This window comes from Streptomyces armeniacus (assembly GCF_003355155.1).
Lineage (GTDB): Bacteria > Actinomycetota > Actinomycetes > Streptomycetales > Streptomycetaceae > Streptomyces > Streptomyces armeniacus.
This window is the reverse complement of sequence record NZ_CP031320.1, coordinates 762,929-784,730: the sequence shown is the minus strand read 5'-3', so window position 1 is coordinate 784,730 and position 21,802 is coordinate 762,929. Positions and strand designations below refer to the sequence as shown.

Genomic DNA, 21,802 nt, shown 5'->3' with positions numbered 1-21,802 from the left:
CCTTCTGCGAGTCGCCGTCCGTCACGGCGAGGTCCGGTTGATCAGTTCGTCCGCCGCCGCGAGCTCCCCGTCGAGCAGGGCCAGCAGTTCGTCCTCGGAGGCGTCCGCCCCCGCCTGCCGCGGCGCGGTGTCCGCGGAGGCATGTACGGCGGCGGGTGGTCCGGCCGGCCGCTTTCCGTCCGCCGGCTCCCCGGGGCCGGCCAGCTCCAGCACGTCCGTGGCCAGATGGCGGGCCACGGCGGCGGCGGTCGGGCACTCGAACGCCAGCGTCGCCGGGAGGTCGCAGCCGAAGCGGCGCTCCAGCCGTATCCGCATCTCAAGAACGGTGATCGAGGTCATGCCGAGCTCGAAGAAGCCCTGTTCCGGGCCGAGTTCGCCGGACCCGTCCAGCCCCAGGACCGCGGACGCCTCCTCCAGTACGCAGTCGAGCAGCAGGTCGTCCCGTTCGCCCGAGGGCAGCGTCCGCAGCCGGTCGAGCAGTTCGCCGCGCCCGGCGGGCGCGGCCGACTCCTCCGCCGCCAGATCGGCGAACAGCGGCCAGGGCAGCGTCTGCCGGTACAGCGGAAGGAGCAGGCTCCAGTCCGCGCGGGCCGCCACCGACAGCGCGTCGTCGCCGGCCATCGCGTGGTCCAGCAGCTCCAGGGCCTGCGGCGGCGGGAACGGGTCCAGGCCGCTGCGCGCCAGCAGGCTCGCGCTGGCCTGGTCGAGCAGGCCGACGCCGTCCCACGGCGCCCACGCAATGTGCCGGACCGGCAGGCCGAGCGAGTCGCGGTGCTCCGCCAGCGCCGTGAGAACCGCGTCGGGCGCGGCCTGGAGGCCCGCCCCGACGGCTCCCCACAGCGACGCCACCGAGCCGAACACGACGAAGAGGTCCAGCTCCAGCCCTTCCGCAAGGCACACGTCGTGCAGCAGCCAGGCGCCCAGGGCCCGTTGGCGCAGTCGCGCGGCAAGCTCCCCGGCGTCCGGCGGCGCGGCGTCGGCGGGACGCAGGTTCCAGTCGGCGCCCAGCCAGACCACGCCGGCGACAGGTGCGCCGCACTCCTCCGCCTCCTTGACCGCCTCGGTGGCGCGCTGCCGCCCGGAGCCGTCGTCGGGCGTCAGGACACCGGGTGTCACCACACGGCCCGCGCCGTGCCCCGTCAGCCAGCGTTCGACGTGGCGGGCCAGTTCGCCACCGTCCCCGGCGACCAGGTACGTACGGTCGGCGCGGAGCTCCGGCTGCCGCAGTACGGGCTCCGGCGGGGCGCAGCGCACGACGCGTGCCGCGAGCCTGCGGCCGTCCCGTACGGCGATGTGGTCCTCGCCGTCCGCGGCGAGGAGTTCGGCGAGCACGGCTGCGGCATCGGCTCGGGGATCCCGTACGAGCGGATCGAGGTCGACGACGCCGCCCCACACCGCGGGCCGTTCCACCCCGGCGACACCGGCGAGGCGGTGCACCGGGGCCTGCAGGGGCGCGGGCAGTCCGCCCCGCTCGGGCCGTACCGCGCCACGTGTGACGTAGGTGACACGCGCGGGTTCCGCTCCGGCACCGGTGGCGGAGTGGGCGGCGACTGCCGTGACGGGCACCGAGGCGGCGGTCAGTGCCGCCTCGACCAGCGGCTCCGCTTCCTGCGCCGGGTGGTCCGGCAGGTCCAGCGCGGCCAGGTGTACGACGCCGCGGGCCTCGCCCGGCGGCATGCGCCGCAGCGCCTCGGTGAGCCGGGTGGACAAGGACTCGGCCAGAGGCTCCGACCGGAGCTCTCCGGGTTCCGGTGCGAGGGTTTCCACCGCGTGGCCGCGGTCGCGCAGGAGCACGGCGAGTTCGCCTGCGACACCGCCCCGGTCGGCCAGCAGCAGCCAACTGCCCGTTGCGGGCCGCGAGTCCTCCGACGGGCCGGCCGGATGCGCGCGCTCGGGCCAGCCGGTCCGGTAGCGGCTCTCGGCCGCCCGCTGCCGCTCCTCGGCGGAGAGTTCACGGCCGGGCTCCGGTGCCAGCCGTACGTCGTGGAGTTCGGCGAGCACGTCCCCGTCGGGTGTCGTCAGCCGGAGGTGGGTCTGCGGGCGGCCCGCGTGGTCCGGTGCGCGCCACGCGGCGATCCGTACGCGTTCGCCCGGGGTGCCGCGCACCGCGAGGGAGCCGACGCGGCTGGGCACCAGCCGTACACCGCCCTGGCCATCGGCCCTGTCGCCGTCGTCACCCTCGTGGCCGACGTCGCCGTCGTGGCGGGTCAGCAGCGCGGGCAGCCGCAGCGCCGTCTCCAGCAGATCAGGGCCGCACAGCCAGCGCAGCGTGGCGGGGCTCAGCTCCGCCTCGGCCTCCAGTGCGTGCTCACCGCGCCGTTCGGCCACGATGCGGGGCGACCGGTCCCCGGCCGCGGTGCTTCGCGCGAGGCCGTCGCCCGGTTCGGTCCACTCGGCCGCGAGCAGGTCCGGCGGTGGTGTCACCGCCTCACCCGTGCCCGGCAGGACGCGCCCGGCGGCGACCGTACGGAACGGCGCGGCCGCGTCGGCACCACGGGCGTACAGGGTGACCTCGCAGGCGCCCGCGGGGCCCGGGGAGACCGCGAGTTGGGCGACGGTCGCGGCGCCGGGTGCCATGAAGCAGGGGCCGGGCAGGGTGACGTCCACCAGCCGGCACGGCCTGTCGCCGTTCCCGCCGGCGGCGGCAAGCGCCATCTCCAGCCATGCCGCGGCGGGCAGCCGCAGGGCGCCGCCGGTCCCGTCGCCGCCCGTCTCCTCGGCGCCGAGCCGCCCGGCCAGGCCGGCGTCGATCTCGGCCTCCACGAGGCGGGAGCCCGCGGGGCCCGCCGTACGGGTCTCGCGGCCGACCAGCGGGTGTCCGCCGGCCGCGCCCGGCTCGCGGCCGGCGGGCGGACCGTCGTGCTCCACCCAGTACGGCTTGTGCTGCCAGGGGTAGCGTGGGGCGGCGGCGAGTGCCCCGCCGTACGGATGGAGCCGGCGCCAGTCGACCGCACGTCCCGCGGCGTGCAGCGAGCCCAGCGCGGTGAACAGGGCCCGGCGGCCGTCGGTGTCCCGCGTCAGTGAGGGTACGAGGAGCGGGTCGGCGGCTCCGGCCGCGTCCAGTTCGTGCTCGGTCGGTGTCAGCTGGAGGGGGTGCGGGGACAGTTCGACGAAGGTGTCGTGGCCGTCGGCGATCAGGGCACGCACCGCGTCCGCGTACCAGACGGTCTGCCGCAGGTTCCGGCCCCAGTAGTCGGCGTCCGGCGGGGTGTCGAGCCGGGCGCCAAGCACCGACGAGTACAGCGGCGTACGCGGGACGACAGCGGTCAGTTCGGCCAGCCGGTCCACCAGCCGGGCGCGGAGCGGTTCGGCCAGCGGGCTGTGGGCGGGGGCGCCCGCGGCGATCTTCCGGAAGAAGATGTTGCGGCTCCGCATCCGCTCCTCTACCTCGGCGAGGGCACCTGTCTCGCCGGACACGACGGTGGAGCGGTAGCTGTTGACGACGGAGACGCACAACCGGTCCTCGTAGCCGGCCAGTTCGGCGGTGGTGCGCTCGGCGTCCAGGCCGACCATGGCCATGGCGCCGGTGCCCATGAGGTCCTTCAGCACCTCGGTACGGTGCACCATCACGTCCACGGCCTGTGACAGGTCGAGCGCTCCCGCGCACAGCGCCGCCGAGACCTCGCCCATGCTGTGCCCGGTGACCGCGGCGGGCTCCACGCCCAGCCGCCGCCACAGCTCCACCAGCGCGTACTGGATGGCGAACAGCAGGAACTGCTGGTCCAGTTCGGTGCCGGGCTCCTCACCGGCGGCGAGGGTCTCCGCCACGGACCAGTCCAGGTGGCGCCGCAGCTCCCGGTCGCAACTCTCGACCGCTTCCCGGAAGACGGGCTCGTGCCGCATCAGATCCCGGCACGCGCCGCGCCAGTATGAGCCGTGCCCGGAGAAGACGAACACCGGTCCCCGCCGCGGGCTCTCCCCGGCCTGCCCTACGGCGAGGCCGGGGGCGTTGCGGCCGTCGGCGAAGGCGCCGAGCCGTTCGGCGAGTTGTGCCCGGTCCTCGCCCACCGCCACGAGCCGGTGGGCGAGGTGGCTGCGGCGCAGGGCCGCGGTGTAGGTGAGGTCGCGCAGGCGGGTGTGCTCCGGCGGCTCGTCACCCGCGGCGAGCAGTACGCCGTACGCCCGTGCCTGCGCCTCCAGCGCGGGCCGTGACGCCGCGGAAAGCGGCAGCACGTACGTGCCCTCGCCGACAGTGTCCGGCGCCGCCGGGGCCGACCGGTCCGGTACGGGGGCGGGGGGCGGCGCCTCGGCCAGGACCACGTGCGCGTTGGTGCCGCTGAAGCCGAAGGCGCTGACCCCGGCGACCCGGCGGGCGCCTCCCGGGCCCCACGGGACGGGTTCGGTCGGCACGCGGACGGGCAGGCCGTCCCAGGGGATGTCCGGGCTGGGCTCGCGGAAGTGCAGGTGCGGCGGGATCTCGCCGTGGCGCAGGGCGAGGACGCTCTTGATGAGCCCCGCGACGCCCGAAGCGGCCTCCAGATGGCCGAAGTTGGTCTTCACCGAGCCGACGAGGCAACGGCTGTCCGCCTCCCGTTCGCCGAGCACGGCGCCGAGTGCCTGCAGTTCGATGGGGTCGCCCAGCGGTGTGCCCGTGCCGTGCGCCTCGACGTAGCCGATCTCGGCGGGTGCGGCGTGCGCGTCGGTGAGGGCCGCGCGCAGCAGGTCCTCCTGGGCGGGGCCGTTGGGCACGGTCAGGCCGCTGCTGGCGCCGTCCTGGTTGACGGCGGAGCCGAGCACGACTGCCAGCACGTCGTCGCCGTCGGCCAGTGCGGCCGACAGGGGCTTGAGAACGACGAGACCGCAGCCCTCACCCCGCGTGTAGCCGTCCGCCGCGGCGTCGAACGTCTTGCACCTGCCGTCCGCGGCGAGAGCTCCCATCGCGCTGGTGGACCGGTGGATGGTGTCGTTGAGTATGAGGTTGACGCCGCCGGCGACCGCCACCTCGCTCTCGCCGGTACGGAGGCTGCGCACCGCCAGGTGTACGGCCACGAGCGAGGAGGAGCAGGCGGTGTCCACGGCCAGGCTGGGGCCGTGCAGGCCGAGCAGGTACGAAAGCCGGCCGGTGGCGGCGGTGAAGGAGTTGCCGGTGCCGTAGAAGGCGTCGACGTTGCCGGGGTGCCGGGTGAGGAGCTGGCCGTAGTCGGTGGAGTTCATGCCGAGGAAGACACCGGTGCGGGTGCCGGACAGCGCGGTGGGCGGCAGGCCCGCGTGTTCCAGCGCCTCCCAGGCGACCTCGAGGAACAGCCGCTGCTGCGGGTCCATGACCCGCGCCTCGCGCGGGGGTATCCGGAAGAACGGGGCGTCGAACCGGTCGACGCCGTCGAGGAAGCCGCCGCGCCACAGCCCGGCGCCGTCGAAGCGGTCCTCGGGCACGGTGCGTATGGCGTCGACGCCGTCGCGCAGCATCTGCCAGTAGGCGGCCGGGCCTTCGGCGCCGCCGGGGAAGCGGCAGCCCAGTCCCACCACTGCGATGGGTTCCGGGGCGGGCGGCTCCCCCGCCGGTGCGGGCGGTACGGACGGCGCGGCGGGCACAGGCGCGGCGGGCGCTGGCGCGGGCGGGCCCGCCTCCGGCAGCGGTTCCCGTACCTGCTCCGGCTCCCGTACCGGTGCCGGCACCGGCTCCGGCGCTCGCTGCGGTGCGGTACCGGGCTGAGGCAGCCGCGGCAGCAGGTACGCGGTGAGCCGGTCGACCGTGGGGTGGTCCAGGGCCACGGTCTTGGGCAGTCCGAGGCCCAGCGCCCGCTCCAGGGACCGGGCCAGTTGCACGGCACCGAGGCTGTCCATGCCCAGTTCGGCGAAGCCCTGGCCGCGGCTGACCGCGGCGGCTCCCCGCAGCCCCAGCGCGCGGGCGACGAGCTCGCCGACCAGTTCGGTCAGCCCGTCGCTGTCCCGGGCCGCGGCCGGCGCGGCGTCCTCGGCCGCCGGTTCGGGCACGGCCGTGTCTGCCGCCGTGTCCGGCAGAGCGTCCGGCACCGTGTCCGCCGCCCGCTCGGGCTCCGGCGCCGGCTCCGCGTACGGGAACCACAAGCGCTCCCCCTGCCAGGGGTAGCGGGGCAGTGTCCCACCCGGTCCTTCGTGCCGCGGGTTGACGCTGCCGAAGTCGACGTCCACGCCGCGCGCGTAGAGTCCGCTGAGGCTGGTCCGCGCGGTGTGCGCGTCGTCCGTGCCGCGGCGCAGCGAGGGTACGACCACGCCGTCGAGCTCTTGCTCGCCCAGCTGCTGGGTGATCGGCTGGGCCAGCACGGGGTGCGGTCCGAGCTCGAGGAACGTACGGTGGCCGGCCCGCAGCAGCGCCTCGACAGCGTCGGCGAACCGTACGGGCGCGTACACGTTGCGGGCCCAGTGCCGTGCGCCGTACGGCACTTCCGCGTCGCCGTCCGCGTCCTGCGGCACCGTGCTGAACAGCGGAACGCGGGCCCGGCCCGGTTCCAGCCCCGCCAGCAGCTCCGCCAGCTCCGCGCCGTACGGGGCCAGTCCGGGCGTGTGGAACGCGTACGTGCCCGGCATCACCCGGCAGTCGGCGCCCCGCTCCCGTATCTCCTCGGCGAAGGCGTCCACGGCGGCGGGTTCGCCCGCGACCACTGTGCTGCGCGGGCCGTTGGCCGCCGCCAGGTGCAGCCGGTCGCCGTACGGTGCCAGCAGCTCGGCCGTATCCGCCTCCGGCAGTGCTGCCGAGGCCATCCGGCCCTGCCCGGCGGCCGCGCTCAGCAGCCGGCCGCGGTGGACCACGATGCGCACCGCGTCCTCCAGCGAGAGCACCCCCGCCACGTACGCGGCCGTGATCTCACCCATGCTGTGCCCCACCACGGCGCGCGGACGCACGCCCCAGGAGTCCCACAGCGCCGTCAGCGCGGCCTGGACCGCGAAGACGGCGGGCTGGGCGATCTCGGTGTCGTCGAGCCGGGACTCATCGCCGGCGGTCAGCTCCGCCACCACCGACCAGCCCGTCAGTCCGGCGATCAGCGTGTCGCACGCTTCCAGGCGCTCCCGGAAGACCGGCTCCTCCTCGTACAGCCGCCGGCCCATCCCCGGCCACTGGGCGCCCTGTCCGGAGAAGACGAAGACCGCGCCGGAAGGGCGGCGCGGGCCGTCCCCCGACGGGCCCGCGGCGGCGTCGCCGTAGCGGAGCTGCGCGTCGAGTTCGGCGGCCAGTTCGGCGGCGTCGGCGCCGACGACGGCGAGCCGGTGCTGCGGGTGGTGGGTACGGCGCCGGGCGGCGGTGTCGACGTACGCCTCCAGCGCGCTCGCGCTCTCCGGGCCGTTCGCGCCGGCCTCGCAGTCGGCGCCGACCAGCCGGTCGCGGTGGGCTGCGGCCAGTTCGCGGAGCGCCTCGCCGCTGCGCGCGGACAGCGGCAGCACCAGTCGCGTACGCGAGGGCTGGACGGTCCCCGGGGACGCGGAGCCTTCAGCGTCCCCGGGGGCCGGGCGTGCGGGCGGCTGCTCGACGATGACGTGCGCGTTCGTGCCGCTCAGCCCGAAGGCGCTCACTCCCGCGGCGCGTGGCAGGTCCGTGCCGCCCGGCCACGGCAGCGGCGCCGCCGCGGGCGGTGCGGTCAGCCGCCAGCCGGCCCAGTCGATGTTCCGGCTGGGCGTGTCGAGGTGGAGGTGGGGCGGGATCTCGCCGTTCCGTACCGCGAGTGCGGCCTTGAGCAGGCCGGCGACTCCGGCGGCGGCGTCTGTGTGCCCCAGGTTGGTCTTCACCGAACCGACCGTCAGCGGCTCCCCTTCGGGCCTGCCCCGGCCCAGCACGTGGCCGAGCGCGTACATCTCGATCGGGTCGCCCAGCGGCGTACCGGTGCCGTGCGCCTCGACGTATCCGATCTGATGAGGCGTCATGTCCGCGCTGCGCAGGGCGTCTTCCAGCAGCGACTGCTGCGCTTCGGTGCTGGGGACGGTGAAGCCGACACTGCGTCCGTCATGGTTGACGGCGGAGCCGCGGATCACGGCGAGTACGTCGTCGCCGTCGGCGAGCGCGTCGCCGAGGCGTTTGAGCACCAGCACGGCGCAGCCGTCGCCGCGTACGATGCCGTCCGCCGCGGCGTCGAAGACCTTGCAGCGTCCCGTCGGGGACATGGCGCCGGCCTGGCACATGAACATGGTCAGCTCGGGCGCCAGCAGCAGGTTCACGCCGCCGATCAGTGCCGCGTCCGACTCCCCCAGCAGCAGGGACTGCCGCGCCAGGTGCACGGCGACGAGCGAGGAGGAGCAGGTGGTGCTCAACGAGACGCTGGGGCCGCGCAGTCCGAGGTGGTACGAGAGCCTGCCCGAGCTGAAGCTGGGCTCCTTGCCCGACGCGTACCACGGGTCGATGCCGGTGAGGCCGGCGTACCGGGAGTGCAGCAGGAAGTAGTCCGCGCCGAGTCCGCCGGTGAAGACGGCGGTACGGGTGCCGGCGAGCGTTCCGGGGACGATGCCGGCGTCCTCCAGCGCCTCCCACGCGACTTCCAGGAGCAGCCGCTGCTGCGGATCCATCTGCTGCGCCTCGCGCGGCGCGATGCCGAAGAACGCGGCGTCGAAGCGCTCCACGTCGGGCAGGAAGCCGCCCCACCGTGTGTACATGGTGCCGGGGGTGCCGGGCTCCGGGTCGTAGTAGCGCTCCATGTCCCAGCGGGTGGCGGGCACTTCGGTGATCACGTCGGTGCCGTCCCGCAGCAGCCGCCACAGCCCGTCCGTGCCCGAACCGCCGCCGGGGAAGCGGCATCCGGCGCCGACGATGGCCACGGCCTCGTCGGTCCGCCGTCCGCCGGTCTCCCGTTCGTCGGTGCTCATGACTCCTCCGTGCGCGAGAGCTCGTGGCGGAGCAGCCGGCCGTAGTCGCCGCGCCAATAGGACAGGGGCAGCCGCTCCTGCTCGGTGCCGCCGCCGACGATCCGGCCGATGAGGAGCGTGTGGTCGCCGATGCCGACGGACTCCGCCACGACGCATTCGGCGTGCGCCACGGTGGGTTCGAGCAGCGGCATGCCGGTGACCTTGCCGGGCTCCCAGCCGATGTCGTCGAACTTGGTGCTGCTGTCGGAGGCGAACAGGCTCGAGACGCCCGCGCCCTGTTCGCTGAGGAAGTTCACCGCGAACCGGCCGGTGTCGAGGATCACCCGCAGCGTGCCGCTGCGGTTGTTCACGCCGGACAGCAGCAGCGGCGGCGTTGCGGAGACGCTGCAGACGGCGGAGCAGGTGAAGCCGCGGGGGCCCATGCCGTCCAGCGTGGTGACCACGCTGACGCCACTGGCCAGGGAGCCCATCAGGGAGCGGAAGGTCTGCGGGCCTACGGAGGCGAGTGCGGTCTGGTCTGACAGCCGCTGCCCGGCGGGGGTACCCATCACAGCTCACCCGCCTCGAGAGCGGTGGCGAGCCGCTGCCGGTCCAGCTTCCCGTTGTGCGTCCTGGGCAGGGCGTCGCAGACCGACATCCGGTCCACGATCATGTACGTGGGAAGCCGTTCCGCGCAGCGGCGCTTGACCTCCAGCAGTGTGGGGCGCCGCTCGCCGCCGGATACGAGCACCGCGTGCAGCCGCGCGGTGTGGCCCGAGCCGGTGACCGCCACGGCGGCGTCCAGTACGCCGTGCAGCGAGATGAGGGCCGCCTCGATCTCGCCCAGCTCGATGCGGTGGCCGCGTACCTTGACCATCTGGTCACGCCGGCCGACGTAGTGCAGCGTCCCGTCCTCGTCCCGCCGCGCGAGGTCGCCGGTGTGGTACGGGCCCTGGTGGCGCCGGCGCCCCCAGTAACCGAGCATCACCGTCGGCCCGGACACCACGATCTCGCCGCCGGTGCCCGCGCCGTCCGTACCGTCCACGCCCTCCGCGCCGTCGCCCGGTGCGAGGGTGACGGTGTCGCCGGAGCAGGCGCGGCCGATCGGCAGAGGGGTGTCGCGCTCGAGGTCGGTGTCGGTGACCTCGTAACTGGTGCAGACGTTGGTCTCGGTGGGGCCGTACCAGTTGAGCAGCCGCACCTTCGGCCAGCTGCGGCGCAGCGACTGCACCTGCGGGAGCGCGAACGGCTCCCCGGCGAAGACGCAGGCGCGCAGCTCGGCCGGCGGCGGCTCCTCCAGCAGGCCGCCGTCGCGGATCATCAGGCTGAGCGCGGAGGGCACCGAGTACCAGACGGTGATGCGCTCGGTGCGCAGGAACTGCGCCAGCCGGCCGGGTGCGTAGGCCATGTCCTCCGGTACGAGGTGGACGGAGGCGCCGCAGAGGAAGCCGGCGTAGAGGTCGAAGACGGAGAGGTCGAAGTTGAACGGCGCGTGGTTGGACAGCCGGTCGCCGGGGCCGATGTCCAGCTCGGCCGCAGCCCACTCGACGAAGGCGAGCGCGTTCCGGTGGCTGACGCACACGCCCTTGGGCGCGCCGGTGGACCCGGAGGTGTAGAGGATGTACGCCGGGTCGTCCGGCTCGTTCTCGTACGGTGCGGGGGGCGCGGAGGTCCCTGCCCCGGCGAGGAGTTCACCGAAGGTCACGGTGGGCGGCGGTGTGGCGCCGTCGCCCGCGCCGGACGTGGCGGAAGCTCCCGTGGCCCCCGGCGCAGCCTCCTGGTCGGATACGACGAGCGCGGGCGCCGCGCTCTGGGTGATCAGGGCCAGCCGGGCGGGCGGGTTGGAGCCGGCCACGGGTACGTAGAGTGCGCCGATCCGCAGCGCCGCCTGCATCACGGCGACCGCGGCGACGCTCTTGCGGCTCCAGACGACCACCCGGTCGCCCGGGCGCACGCCCCGTCCGGTGAGGGCCGCGGCATAGCGGCCCGCCAGCCGGTCCAGGTCGCCGTAGGTGACCTCTTCACCGGGGCCGGCGACGGCGAGGGCTTCGGGGAAGTCCGCGGCGGAGTCGGTGAGCAGCCTTTGCAGCCTCATGTCGAGAGCTCCCTGATGATCATCTCGCGCTGGATGTCGGAGGTGCCGGAGAAGAGCACCGAGGGCACCGCGTCGCGGAGTGCGGCCTCGATGCGGTCGGCGCGCTGGTAGCCGCGCCCGCCGAAGATCCGTACGGCGTCGAGCGCGCTCTGCAGTGCGCCCTCGGAGACCGCGAGCTTGGACAGGGCGATGGACAGCGTGGCGGGCAGGCCCCGGTCCCTCTCCCAGCAGGCGCGGTAGAGCAGCAGCCGTGCGCTCTCGGTGCGGAGTTTCATCTCGGAGATCCGGTGCGACACGGCCTGGAAGTCGATCAGGCGGCGGCCGAACTGGCGCCGCCCGCGGGCGTGTTCGACGCACTGCTCGAGGACCCGGTCCATCAGCCCCAGATATCCGGCGAACAGGCAGGCGCGTTCCCAGCCCATCGAGTGCTGGAAGATCACGCCGCCCTGGCCGGGTTCGCCGACGACGCCGGCGTCGGGCACGAAGCAGTCGTCGAAGCGGAGCGTGCCGGCCGGGCACTGGAGCAGGCCCATCTTCTCCATCGGCTCGCCGGCGACGAGCCCGGGAGTGTCACGGGGCACGGTGAAGGCGGTGACGCCGAAGTGGCCCGCGGCCGGGTCGGTGGTGGCGTACGTGACGTAGACGTCGGCGACGGGGCCGTTGCTCACGAAGCTCTTCTCGCCGCTGAGCAGCCAGCCGCCGGCGGTCCGCCGTGCGGTGACGGTGGGCCGGGAGACATCGGAGCCCGCATCGGTCTCGGTCATGGCGTTGCCCGCGATGAGCTCGCCGGAGCAGAGCCCCGGCAGCAGCCGCTCGCGCAGTTCCTGGGAGCCGAAGTCCACGACGGGCATGACGCAGGCGAACAGGTGCGCGCAGGCACCGAAGACGAGCCCGGTCTCGGGGCAGCCGCGGCCCAGCGCCTCGATCTGGTGCGCGGTGTCCAGCGCGCCGAATCCGCCGCCGCCGTACCGGGCGGGGACGCTGAGCCCCAGCAGCCCCAACTTGCCCAGCCGCAGCCAGTCCTCACGGCGGTAGGGGGCCGAGGCCTTCGAGGTGTCCTCGAAGGGGAAGGCCGTGGCCACCTCGGACAGGACTCTCTCGTACCGCTGTCGTTGGTCTTCGTTCCAGCCGAAATCCACGTTTCTCTCCTGCTCGGGGCGGTCGTTGGGCAGCGCGGCGCGTCAGCGGGGTCCGGGAGAGGTGACGGCCGCCGCCGGCGCCGGGCCCTGGCCGTACTCCGGGGGCGCGGCCGGGGTGGCGGGGCGGCGCAGTGCGCGGGACAGCAGCGGGGAGGTCATGACGGTGGTGACGAGCGCCATCATCACCATGGCGGTGAACAGTTCGGTGCTCAGCAGGCCGATCCCCAGGCCGACGTTGAGGATGACGAGTTCGGTGAGGCCTCGGGTGTTCATCAGCAGGCCGAGCTGGTACGACTCGCGCCAGCTCATGCCGTTCAGCCGCGCGGAGACCAGGACACCGCCCAGCTTGCCCGAGCAGGCCACCACGATGATCAGCAACATGTGCAGGGCACCGTCCGCGGTGAGCGACGTCAGATCGACCGAGAGCCCGGTGACCACGAAGAAGACCGGCAGCAGCAGCCGGCTGGTGTGCTCGATGGGGATCAGCGCGGACTGGCGCAGCAGTTCCTGCTGCTCCGACCGCGGCATCACCAGTCCGAAGAAGAACGCGCCGAAGATGGCGTGCAGGCCGATGTGGGAGGTCACGTACGCCGAGGTGAGCGCCCCCGCGGCGGCGAGCATCGGCAGCACCTGAGCCGCGGCCGTACTGGCCCGCGCGGCCATGGCGGCGAGCAACGGGCGCACCACGGCCAGCATGACGGCGACGTAGACCACGCCCCAGCCGACGACGCCGACGAAGGTGCCCGCGCCGGAGGCGGTGACGAGCGCGACGACGACTGCGAGCAGGCACCACGCCAGGACGTCGTCCAGGGCCGCGAGCGCCAGCGCGGTGTGTCCGATACGGGTGTGGTGCAGCTGCTTGTCGTTGATGATCCGGGCCAGCACGGGGAAGGCGGCTATCGAGATGGCGGTGCCGAGGAACAGCGCGAAGTGCGGGAACGCGATCTGTTCGCCGTCCACCGTCCGGTAGGACCCGTACAGCAGCGCGGCCAGGGCGAATCCGAGTGCCATCGGCAGCGCGGCGGCGCTCAGCCAGATGGTGCCGGTGGCACGCCGGCGGCCGTGGAGCGCCCTGTGGTCGAAGTGCCAGCCGATCGTGAACATGAACAGCAGCAGGCCGACCTGTGCGACGACGTGGAGATGCGGCCGGACTTCCGGGGGGAAGCAGCGTTCGGGCAGGTTGCCCGGGAGCAGTCCCAGCAGGCTGGGGCCCAGGCAGATCCCCGCGACGATCTCGCCGATGACGGTGGGCTGGCGCAGCCGGCGGGCGAGGGCGGCGAGCAGTGCTCCGACGACGAGTACCAGGGCGATGCCGCCGAGAGAGGTGAGGGTGATCCACTCCGTGTGTGCAGCGCTCATCATGCGAGATCTCCGCGAGGGCAGGGGTCCAGGAGGCACGCATCCCGTACGGCGGAGGCTGCCGGCGCTGACGTACGCCGGGCGGTCCGGGGGACGGGGGTCTCAGGCGGGCCGCGGAGACGTGGGCGGGGTCTCCGCGGCCCGCGGTCCTCAGAACTCGGTGAGCTCGGCGATCTTCTTGACCATCGCCTCGTACTCGGGGCGGCTCACGATGCTCATCATGGTCGGGAGCTTGGAGGTGTCACCGCTGACGGTGACGTGCCCTTCCGCGGCGGCCTCCGGCGGCTTCAGCTCGGACCGGTGGATCTTGACGCTCACGTCGTAGCCCATGGTGATCCGGAGGCAGGGGTCGTCGATGGTGCCCTCGGGCATCTCGGCGAGACGGCCGTCCGCGAAGCAGAGCGCGTAGCGGACTTCGCCGCGCCCGGGAACGTCGGTGACGAGGTACTGCACCCGCACGTCGGCGCCCGGCAGTTCGGGGAGCTGCGAGCCGAGACCGCGGACGGTACGGAAGTAGTCGGTCGACAGGAACTTTGTTTTCTGCACGGGCCTGCTTCCCTTTCTCTGGGTGTTTTCGCTGAGCGCGCGACGGCACGCTGGCATCCGCTTTCCGGCGGGTTCTCGGGCTGGCCGGTCAGAACAGCCGGCGGCCGTGCAGTCCGGTCTTCGCCATCTCGATCGCGACGCCGCCGATCATTTCCCTGATGTCCGGGGGCGCTTCACGCGCCAGCCACATGCACATGCGGGCCAGCTTGGCGGGTGACGGGCGGAGGAAGTGGACGCTGCGGTCCGCGAATCCGGGCCCCTTCGGAATGTAGTCGGCGCTCTCCAGCTGCCTGAAGAGATTGTCCGCCGCCGTGGCGCCGGATATCTCCTTGCGCTCGAACTGCTCACAGTTCGACACCATGGAGTCGAAAACCTCCCCGTACTGGGCGTGGTCCGGCCACCACAGACCCACCCGGGGCACGTTCTCGAGTTCCTCCAGTACCTTGCGGTCGCGCGACCGGCGGAATTCGGAGAGCGCGCGCTGGAGCCGGAACCCGCCCACGACGGACCCGAACGACCAGATACGGAACACCGCGTTCCAAAGTTCGTAGGTGTCGAAGGCGATGAACGCGCTGTTGACGAGTTTGTCGTTGTAGTCGAGGAGGCCCTGCTCCAGCGTCGAGACGTAGGCGAACTTGTCGACCGAGAAGTCGTCCGTACGCAGGGCGTCCAGCAGCCGCCAGGAGAGCGCGTTGATGACTTCCACGGTGTTGGAGATGCCGCGGGAGAAGAGCGGGTCCAGGAAGCCGGCGGCGTGCGACATCAGGCACCAGCGGTCGCCGATGGAGTGCTTGGACGAGTACTGGAGCCGGTCCGTGGAGACCCAGGGGCGCACCGACTTGGCGTCGGCGAACTGGCGCTCGACCGCGGGGAAGCGCGAGGCGAACTCGCGGAACTCGTCCTCCGCGCTCAGCCCGTTCTTCGGGTACATCCGCGGATCCATCGTGAGGCCGACGCTGACCAGCGGGTTCTTCGAGCCGCGCACGTTGTTGAACGGGATGGCCCAGAACCAGCCGCGGTCGAAGAGATGGTGCATGGTGCCGGAGGTCCACGGGATGGGCGGCCGCTCGGACTTCGGGTGGCGCAGCACCTCGTCCGTGGTCTTCACATCGATCATGTGCGTGAACAAGGAGCGCGAGTGGTGCTTGAACCGGCAGGGGTTCTCCCGCAGGTCCAGCTTTTCGGCGAGCGGTGAGCGGAAGCCGCTGGCGTCCACCAGGTAACGGCCGCGGATCGTGTTGCCGTCGGCGCCGACCACGGCGATGCTGTCGTCGGCCAGTTCGACGTCCTCGACCCGGAAGCCGAGCCGGGTGGCGCAGCCGTAGCGCACGGCCGCGTTGAAGAGGTAGGAGTCGGTGTCCTGGCGGAAGAGGTGCCCGGAGCGGTTGAGCACGCCGGGAGTGCTGAACTGCGTACCCTCGCGCGGATTCGGTTCGTTGCCTTCGGTGTGCCGCAGGAAACCGAAGTGCCGCTTCTGTCCGAACGACGTGCCGATTTCCTTGTTGCAGTCCTTGTACGAGGACAGCGTGGCGATCTCGGGGACGTCGTACCGCTCCGCAAGGATACGGAGCCAGAGCAGCGTGTACGGAATCATCGACTCACCCACGGCGAAGCGCGGGTGGGCGCCGGCGTCCACGATCACCACCCGTGCCCCGTTACGCGCGAGAATGGCACCCAGAATGGATCCGGCAATTCCCGCACCGAGAATGATGACGTCGTGCTCCGGCTTCCGAAGCAGCGCTGGTGCCTGGTTTTCCAGGTCCTGCAGGTTGGGCATGGAATTCTCCTCGACAAGTCGAAGCGCGACCGGTGAAAAGCTAACAGCGCCGCTTCCGACCGTCTTCAGCACAAGGGACGAAATCGTTCTCGGTACTTAGGGACGAGACTCGTACCTGCGGCCAAGCCGACGCCCCGGCGCGCACCCCGAAGTCATCCCAAAGGCCACTTGCCGCAGGCGGTTTGCGGCTGTCAGGGTCGGCGGGAAGGGATACCCGATCGCCCCGGTAATTCTGCCGCCGCGCCATTCCGGAGGAAAGCTGCCATGACGTCCACGGATTCACCAGCTGAACAGGTCGACTTCCGCGACAGACTGGCCAGGGCGCTGGACATGGTGTCCCGGCTCCGCGGCGCGCTGGAAGAACGGGACCGCGCGGCGCGCGCACCGATCGCGGTGGTCGGCATGAGCGTGCGCTTCCCGGGCCCCGCGGAGAGCCCGGACGAGCTGTGGCGGCTGCTGCACGACCGCGTGGACGCGGTCGGCCCCTTCCCCGCCGACCGCTGGGACGCCGCAGCTTACGAGGACGCGGAACCGGGCACGCCGGGCAAGGCGTACGTGACCCGGGGCGGATACGTGCCCACCGCCGAGGACTTCGACGCCCAGCTGTTCGGCGTCTCGCCCCCGGAAGCGCTGGGCATGGACCCGCAGCAGCGCATGGTGCTGGAGGGCGCCTGGTCGGCGCTGGAACACGCGGGCATCGCACCGGACTCGCTCCAGGGCAGCGCCACGGGCGTCTTCATCGGCGCCAGTACCAGCGACTACGTGCGCATGCGCCAGCAGTTCGGGGCCGCTGAGGCGATCGACAGCTACCAGCTGTTCGGCGAGAACAGCTTCATCGCCGGGCGCGTCTGCCACACCTTCGGCCTCCAGGGCCCCGCGCAGGTGATCGACACCGCCTGCTCGTCCTCGCTCACCGCGGTGCACCAGGCCGTACGCAGCCTCCGCAGCGGGGAGACGGAACTGGCGCTGGCCGGCGGCGTCAACGCCATCCTGTCCCCGTACGGGTTCGTGCTGCTGAGCCAGTCGCAGGCGGTCTCCCCCGACGGCCGGTGCAAGACCTTCGACGCCTCCGCCAACGGGTACGGCCGCGGCGAGGGCTGCGGGATGGTGGTGCTCAAGCGGCTGCCGGACGCGCTGCGGGACGGCGACCGGGTGCTGGCCGTTCTCCGCGGCAGCGCCCTCAACCACGACGGCCGGGCCGGGGGGATCTCCGTGCCCAACGGCGCCGCCCAGCAGGCCGTGATCCGCGCGGCCCTGGCCGACGCGGACGTGGCCGGCGCCGACATCGGGTACGTGGAGGCGCACGGCACCGGCACCGTGCTCGGGGACCCCACCGAACTGCACAGCCTGGACGCGGTCCTCGGCGCCGGCCGGGACGGAGCGCGTCAGCTCCGCGTCGGCTCCCTCAAGACCAACATCGGGCACCTGGAGGCCGCGGCGGGCATCGCGGGGCTGATCAAGGCCGTACTCGTGGTCCAGCGCGGCGCCATACCGCCCAGCCTCCACTTCCGTCAGCCCAATCCGATGGTGGAGTGGCACCGGCTGAACCTGTCGGTGCCGACCGAGACAGTGCCCTGGCCGGAGGACGGCCGCCCCCGGCTCGCCGCGGTCAGTTCGTTCGGCGCCAGCGGCACCAACGCGCACGTCATCGTCGAGCAGCCGCCCACTTCGCAGCCGGCCGGGGCAGTGGCGGGCACCGTGTCCGGCGACGGCGGACAGGCCGCGGACCACGCAGAGTTGCTCACTCTCTCGGCCCGTACGTCCGAGGCCCTGACCGCCGTCGCGGACCGGTACGCGCGTTTCCTCGCGGACGACGGCCCCGGCCCCACCCTGCGGGACATCTGCCGTTCCGCCCAGACCGAACGGGCCCACCAGGCGCACCGGCTGGCCGTGGTCGCCGGTTCGCGGGCGGCGGTGGCCGAGCAGCTGCGCCGCTTCGCCGAGCGGGCGCCGGGGGCCCCGCAGGCGGGCCGGGCACCGGCCCGCGCGCGTCCCAAGGTCGCATTCCTCTTCAGCGGGCAGGGGTCGCAGTACGCCGGGATGGCCGGCGAGCTGTACGCGACCGAGCCCGCCTTCCGCGAAGCCTTTGACGGCTGCGCCGAGCTGCTCCGCCCGCACCTCGACGGGCCGCTGTCCGAGGTGGTCTTCGGGGCCGGGAGCGCGGAGCTCGCCCGTACGCGCTGGACGCAGCCGGCGCTGTTCGCCGTGGAGTACGCGCTCGCCCGGCTGTGGATCTCCTGGGGCATCCGCCCGGCGGCGGTCCTGGGCCACAGCGTGGGCGAGATCACCGCCGCCTGCGTCGCTGGGGCGCTGACCCTGGAGGACGCCACCGCGCTGATCGCCGTCCGCGGCCGTGCGATGGACGAGTCGCAGCCGGGAGCCATGCTCGCCGTGCCGCTGTCGGAATCCGACGCGCTGGCCGTCGCCTCCGGGCGCGGCGGCAGCGTGTCCCTCGCAGCCGTCAACGGGCCGGAGAGCACCGTGCTCTCCGGCCCGCTCGAAGACATCGAGGCCCTGGATGCGGAACTGCGGGACAACGGTGTGACCGCCAAGCGGCTGCGCGTCTCCCATGCCTTCCACTCCCGGCTGACGGACGAGGCGCTGCCCGAACTGGCCCGCGCCGCTGCCTCCCTGAGCCCCCGGTCGCCGGAGATCCCGCTGGTGTCCAACGTGACCGGCGGCTTCGTGGACACCGACACCCTCAAGGACCCCGAGTACTGGTGCCGCCATGCCCGCGGCACCGTCCGCTTCCACGACGGGCTGCTGACGCTGCGGAATTCGGGCGTGAGCACGTTCCTGGAGGCGGGGCCGGGCAGGGTCCTGCTCGGCATGGGTGCGCGGGCCGTGCCGGACCACGACGTGCAGTGGCTGACGTCGATACGGGAGGGCGCCTCCGACGCCGCCGAGATCCGCGGCAGCCTCGCCCGGCTCTACCTCCTGGGCGCGCCCGTCGCCTGGTCCGGAAGCAGCGAGGACAATCGGGAACGCCCCTGGCAGCGGGTGGAACTGCCGGGCTACCCCTTCCAACGCCGGCGCTACGCCTTCCCGGTGGGCGAGACGACCAAGGGCGGCCCCGCCGTCACCGCGGGCGAAACCACCGCGCCGGAGGACACGTACGCCCTCGAGTGGCACCCCGCGCCGCCCGCCCCCGGCCGGGGCGCGGCCCCCCCGGTGCCGGCCTCACCGTGGAGGTGCGCAACGTTGCGGCGTCCGCGCCGCCCGCGGTCCCGGACGACGGCGCCGCCGTCCCGGGCGGCGGGCAGGGGCTCATCGGCCTGGCCGAACGGACCCGGCTGGTCGGCGGCGAGCTGGAACACGGCCGTACCGGCGCTGACTTCAGGCTCCGGGCCTCTTCCCGCACGCGTCGCGCCGTACGCCCCCGTGCACCCGCCCCCGTACGACCGTCACGCCGAGGGGTCGCCCGGCAGCGTCAGTCGCCACGCCCCGGCCAGCGCGCGCCACGTACGGGCCCGTACCGGGCCGCCCACCAGCGCGTCCGCGCGGTAGCGGAAGTCCGGGCCGGACACGGTGACCGTGTGCGCCCGCGCACGCAGCGGAGCGCCCGACGGGCGGCGCCGTACGACGACCTCCGCGAGCCCGCCGCTGCCCGGCGCGAGCGACACCTGGGTGACGGGCCGGTCCAGGTCGGCGAGCACCGCGCCGTCGGCTTCGACGCGGAGCCGCTGCGGCCCCCAGTCCTGCGCGCCCGCGCCGTGGCGGCCGCCGGGCCCGGTGAGCGCCGCGAGCAGCGGGAGCGGCCGCGTCAGGGTGCGGACGAGGGAGCGGCAGCCGCGGAGCGGCGGCACCCACCGCCCTGTTCCCGTTCCGGTGCCGCCCGTACGGTTCTCGCCGCCGGGGTCACCGTCCGCGTCGCCGCCTCCGTACGGTGCGCCCGCCGCGTCACCGTCGGCAGTGCCGTACGGGTCCCCCTCGCCGTACGCGTCTCCGTCCCCCTCGTCGTCCGCCGGTCCCGGCAGCCCGTTCCCACGGGCGCGCCGCCCGGACGGCCCGTACGCGCGAGCGCGGGCCGCACGGCCGCCGCCGTGCTGCGCCGCCGGCGAACCGCGCGCACCCTCGTACGGGCCCGGCACGGGCGGCACCCGCAGGGTGCCCAGGACCACTCCTCCGCTGTCGTCGACCAGCAGGTCCAGCGGGTGTTCCGTGCCGTACAGCACCGCCCGCGAGGCGGCGACGGCCGTCGTCGGCACGCCCAGCGCGCCGGCCAGCGCGATCCCCTCCGGCGGCCCCACCGGCACCATCGCCAGCGCGCAGGCGGCCAGATCGCGGTCGCGGTGCAAGAGTTGGACCGTACGCAGCAGCGCACGGTCGTCGCCCACCACCACGGGGCGTCTGCTTCCGCGGCGCGCGAGGGCGCGGGCCGCATCCTCCGGGCGCTCGGGGAGACACACCTTCGTGCCCGGGGCTCCGGCGCACAGCACGTCTCGGGCGATTCTCACGGACTCCCCGTCCGTCAGCCGCGCCCCCGGATCGATGACCACCAGCAGGTCTGGAGCCGACACCTTGTTCCTCTCTCAGGCGCTCTGTGCTCGGGCGGACCGTGCGCTCCGCGGGCCGCTGACCGGAGCCGCGCGGTCCCCGGCACGTCGCGGGACGGGGCTCTCCTGTTCGCACCCCGGTAAACAGTTCCGGTAATCTCTCGGTGCAAGAGCCCCTGTCGCTGTTGCGGTCAGGGGCTTCGTCAATCTGGGGCACCGGTTCACGGCTCTCGCGATGGCACAAGCGCCACGCACGTGGGACATGCCCCGCCCGGAAGGGGTGTACGCCTGTGCCCGCACTTGTGCTGCTCGGTGCTCAGTGGGGTGACGAGGGCAAGGGAAAGGCCACCGATCTGCTCGGCGGCTCGGTCGACTACGTGGTGCGATACCAGGGCGGAAACAACGCCGGTCACACCGTTGTCGTCGGCGACGAGACGTACGCGCTGCACCTGCTCCCCTCCGGCATTCTCTCGCCGGGGTGCACCCCGGTGATCGGCAACGGCGTCGTCGTCGACCCGGCGGTCCTGCTCTCCGAGCTGAGCGGACTCGACGCGCGCGGCGTGGACACGTCCAAGCTGCTGATCAGTGGTAACGCGCACCTGATCACGCCGTATCACGAGACGCTCGACAAGGTGACGGAACGCTTCCTCGGCAAGCGGAAGATCGGCACCACGGGCCGCGGGATCGGCCCCACGTACGCCGACAAGATCAACCGTGTGGGGATCCGCGTCCAGGACCTGTTCGACGAGTCCATCCTCCTGCAGAAGGTCGAGGCCGCCCTCGACCACAAGAACCAGGTGCTGGCCAAGCTCTACAACCGCCGCGCCATCGCGGCCGAGCAGGTCGTCGAGGAGCTCCTCGGGTACGCCGAGCAGCTGCGCGGCTACGTCGCCGACACCACCCTGATCCTCAACGACGCCGTCGACGCGGGCAAGGTCGTCCTCTTCGAGGGCGGCCAGGGCACGCTCCTGGACGTCGACCACGGCACGTATCCCTTCGTCACGTCCTCCAACCCCACGGCGGGCGGCGCCTGTACGGGGTCGGGCGTCGGGCCGACGAAGATCAGCCGCGTCATCGGCATCCTCAAGGCGTACACCACGCGCGTCGGCGCGGGCCCCTTCCCCACCGAGCTGCTGGACGACGACGGCGAGGCGCTGCGCCGTATCGGCGGCGAGCGCGGCGTGACGACGGGGCGCGACCGGCGCTGCGGCTGGTTCGACGCGGTGATCGCGCGCTACGCGACACGCGTCAACGGGCTCACCGACTTCTTCCTCACCAAGCTCGACGTGCTCACCGGCTGGGAGCGCATCCCGGTCTGCGTCGCGTACGAGGTGGAGGGCGTACGCGTGGAGGAACTGCCGTACAGCCAGAGCGACTTCCACCACGCCAAGCCCGTGTACGAGTACCTGCCGGGCTGGAGTGAGGACATCACCGGCGCGAAGACGCTCAGCGACCTGCCGAAGAACGCACAGGCGTACGTGAAGGCGCTCGAGGAGATGTCGGGCGCCCCCATCTCGGCGATCGGCGTGGGGCCGGGGCGGGACGAGACGATCCAGGTCAACTCGTTCTTGTGACGGGACCCGGCGGCCGCGGCGCCCCGGCCCGGCCGCCGGAGAGGCGGGCGAGGACGGGGCGTGCGGCC

The 21,802-nt window shown here is 73.3% G+C and carries 10 protein-coding genes; 2 read left to right on the top strand and 8 right to left on the bottom strand.

What is annotated here, in order from left to right; all coding sequences use genetic code 11:
• Positions 1 to 21: 21 nt before the first annotated feature.
• The 7 genes from DVA86_RS03320 to DVA86_RS03290 all read right to left on the bottom strand — a co-directional run bounded on the left by DVA86_RS03320 (position 22) and on the right by DVA86_RS03290 (position 15,664).
• A complete protein-coding gene (locus DVA86_RS03320) occupies positions 22 to 8,769 on the bottom strand; it encodes a type I polyketide synthase (RefSeq protein WP_208875635.1) in 8,748 nt (2,915 codons plus the stop codon).
• Positions 8,766 to 9,317 carry a flavin reductase family protein gene (locus tag DVA86_RS03315; RefSeq protein WP_208875633.1) on the bottom strand — a complete coding sequence of 184 codons (552 nt, stop codon included), beginning with the start codon at positions 9,315 to 9,317 and terminating at the stop codon, positions 8,766 to 8,768. The genes DVA86_RS03320 and DVA86_RS03315 overlap by 4 nt, the downstream gene beginning before the upstream one ends.
• Entirely contained in the window at positions 9,317 to 10,843 is a 1,527-nt protein-coding gene (locus DVA86_RS03310) for an amino acid adenylation domain-containing protein (protein WP_208875631.1), read from the bottom strand. Before DVA86_RS03310 ends, DVA86_RS03315 begins: the two co-directional genes overlap by 1 nt.
• Complete coding sequence (locus tag DVA86_RS03305; RefSeq protein WP_208875629.1) at positions 10,840 to 11,982, bottom strand: acyl-CoA dehydrogenase family protein; 1,143 nt, start codon at positions 11,980 to 11,982, stop codon at positions 10,840 to 10,842. The genes DVA86_RS03310 and DVA86_RS03305 overlap by 4 nt, the downstream gene beginning before the upstream one ends.
• A gap of 42 nt (positions 11,983 to 12,024) precedes the next feature.
• Positions 12,025 to 13,344, bottom strand: coding sequence for a cation:proton antiporter (locus DVA86_RS03300; protein ID WP_245996326.1), 1,320 nt, complete (start codon positions 13,342 to 13,344; stop codon positions 12,025 to 12,027).
• 147 nt (positions 13,345 to 13,491) lie between these two features.
• Positions 13,492 to 13,887 (bottom strand): hypothetical protein, encoded by a 396-nt coding sequence (locus DVA86_RS03295; protein ID WP_208875628.1) that lies wholly within the window; start codon positions 13,885 to 13,887, stop codon positions 13,492 to 13,494.
• Positions 13,888 to 13,975: 88 nt separating this feature from the next.
• Positions 13,976 to 15,664, bottom strand: a complete 1,689-nt coding sequence (locus DVA86_RS03290) for an NAD(P)/FAD-dependent oxidoreductase (protein WP_208875627.1) — start codon at positions 15,662 to 15,664, stop codon at positions 13,976 to 13,978.
• A gap of 264 nt (positions 15,665 to 15,928) precedes the next feature.
• Between DVA86_RS03290 and DVA86_RS03285 the strand changes: the two genes are divergently transcribed.
• Entirely contained in the window at positions 15,929 to 19,171 is a 3,243-nt protein-coding gene (locus tag DVA86_RS03285; protein WP_208875626.1) for a type I polyketide synthase, read from the top strand.
• Here the strand turns inward: DVA86_RS03285 and DVA86_RS03280 are convergent.
• On the bottom strand, positions 19,069 to 20,184 hold the full coding sequence (locus DVA86_RS03280; RefSeq protein WP_245996325.1) for a diacylglycerol kinase: 1,116 nt from the start codon (positions 20,182 to 20,184) through the stop codon (positions 19,069 to 19,071). The genes DVA86_RS03285 and DVA86_RS03280 overlap by 103 nt on opposite strands.
• 266 nt (positions 20,185 to 20,450) lie before the next feature.
• On the opposite strand from DVA86_RS03280, the gene DVA86_RS03275 reads away from it, so the two are divergent.
• Complete coding sequence (locus tag DVA86_RS03275) at positions 20,451 to 21,734, top strand: adenylosuccinate synthase (RefSeq protein ID WP_208875625.1); 1,284 nt, start codon at positions 20,451 to 20,453, stop codon at positions 21,732 to 21,734.
• The last annotated feature ends 68 nt before the right edge of the window (positions 21,735 to 21,802 follow it).

Coding starts and splice junctions, on each gene's coding strand:
- DVA86_RS03320 (WP_208875635.1), bottom strand. CDS start 8,769: ATGAGCACCGACGAACGGGAGACCGGCGGACGGCGGACCGACGAGGCC.
- DVA86_RS03290 (WP_208875627.1), bottom strand. CDS start 15,664: ATGCCCAACCTGCAGGACCTGGAAAACCAGGCACCAGCGCTGCTTCGG.
- DVA86_RS03300 (WP_245996326.1), bottom strand. CDS start 13,344: ATGATGAGCGCTGCACACACGGAGTGGATCACCCTCACCTCTCTCGGC.
- DVA86_RS03315 (WP_208875633.1), bottom strand. CDS start 9,317: ATGGGTACCCCCGCCGGGCAGCGGCTGTCAGACCAGACCGCACTCGCC.
- DVA86_RS03285 (WP_208875626.1), top strand. CDS start 15,929: ATGACGTCCACGGATTCACCAGCTGAACAGGTCGACTTCCGCGACAGA.
- DVA86_RS03310 (WP_208875631.1), bottom strand. CDS start 10,843: ATGAGGCTGCAAAGGCTGCTCACCGACTCCGCCGCGGACTTCCCCGAA.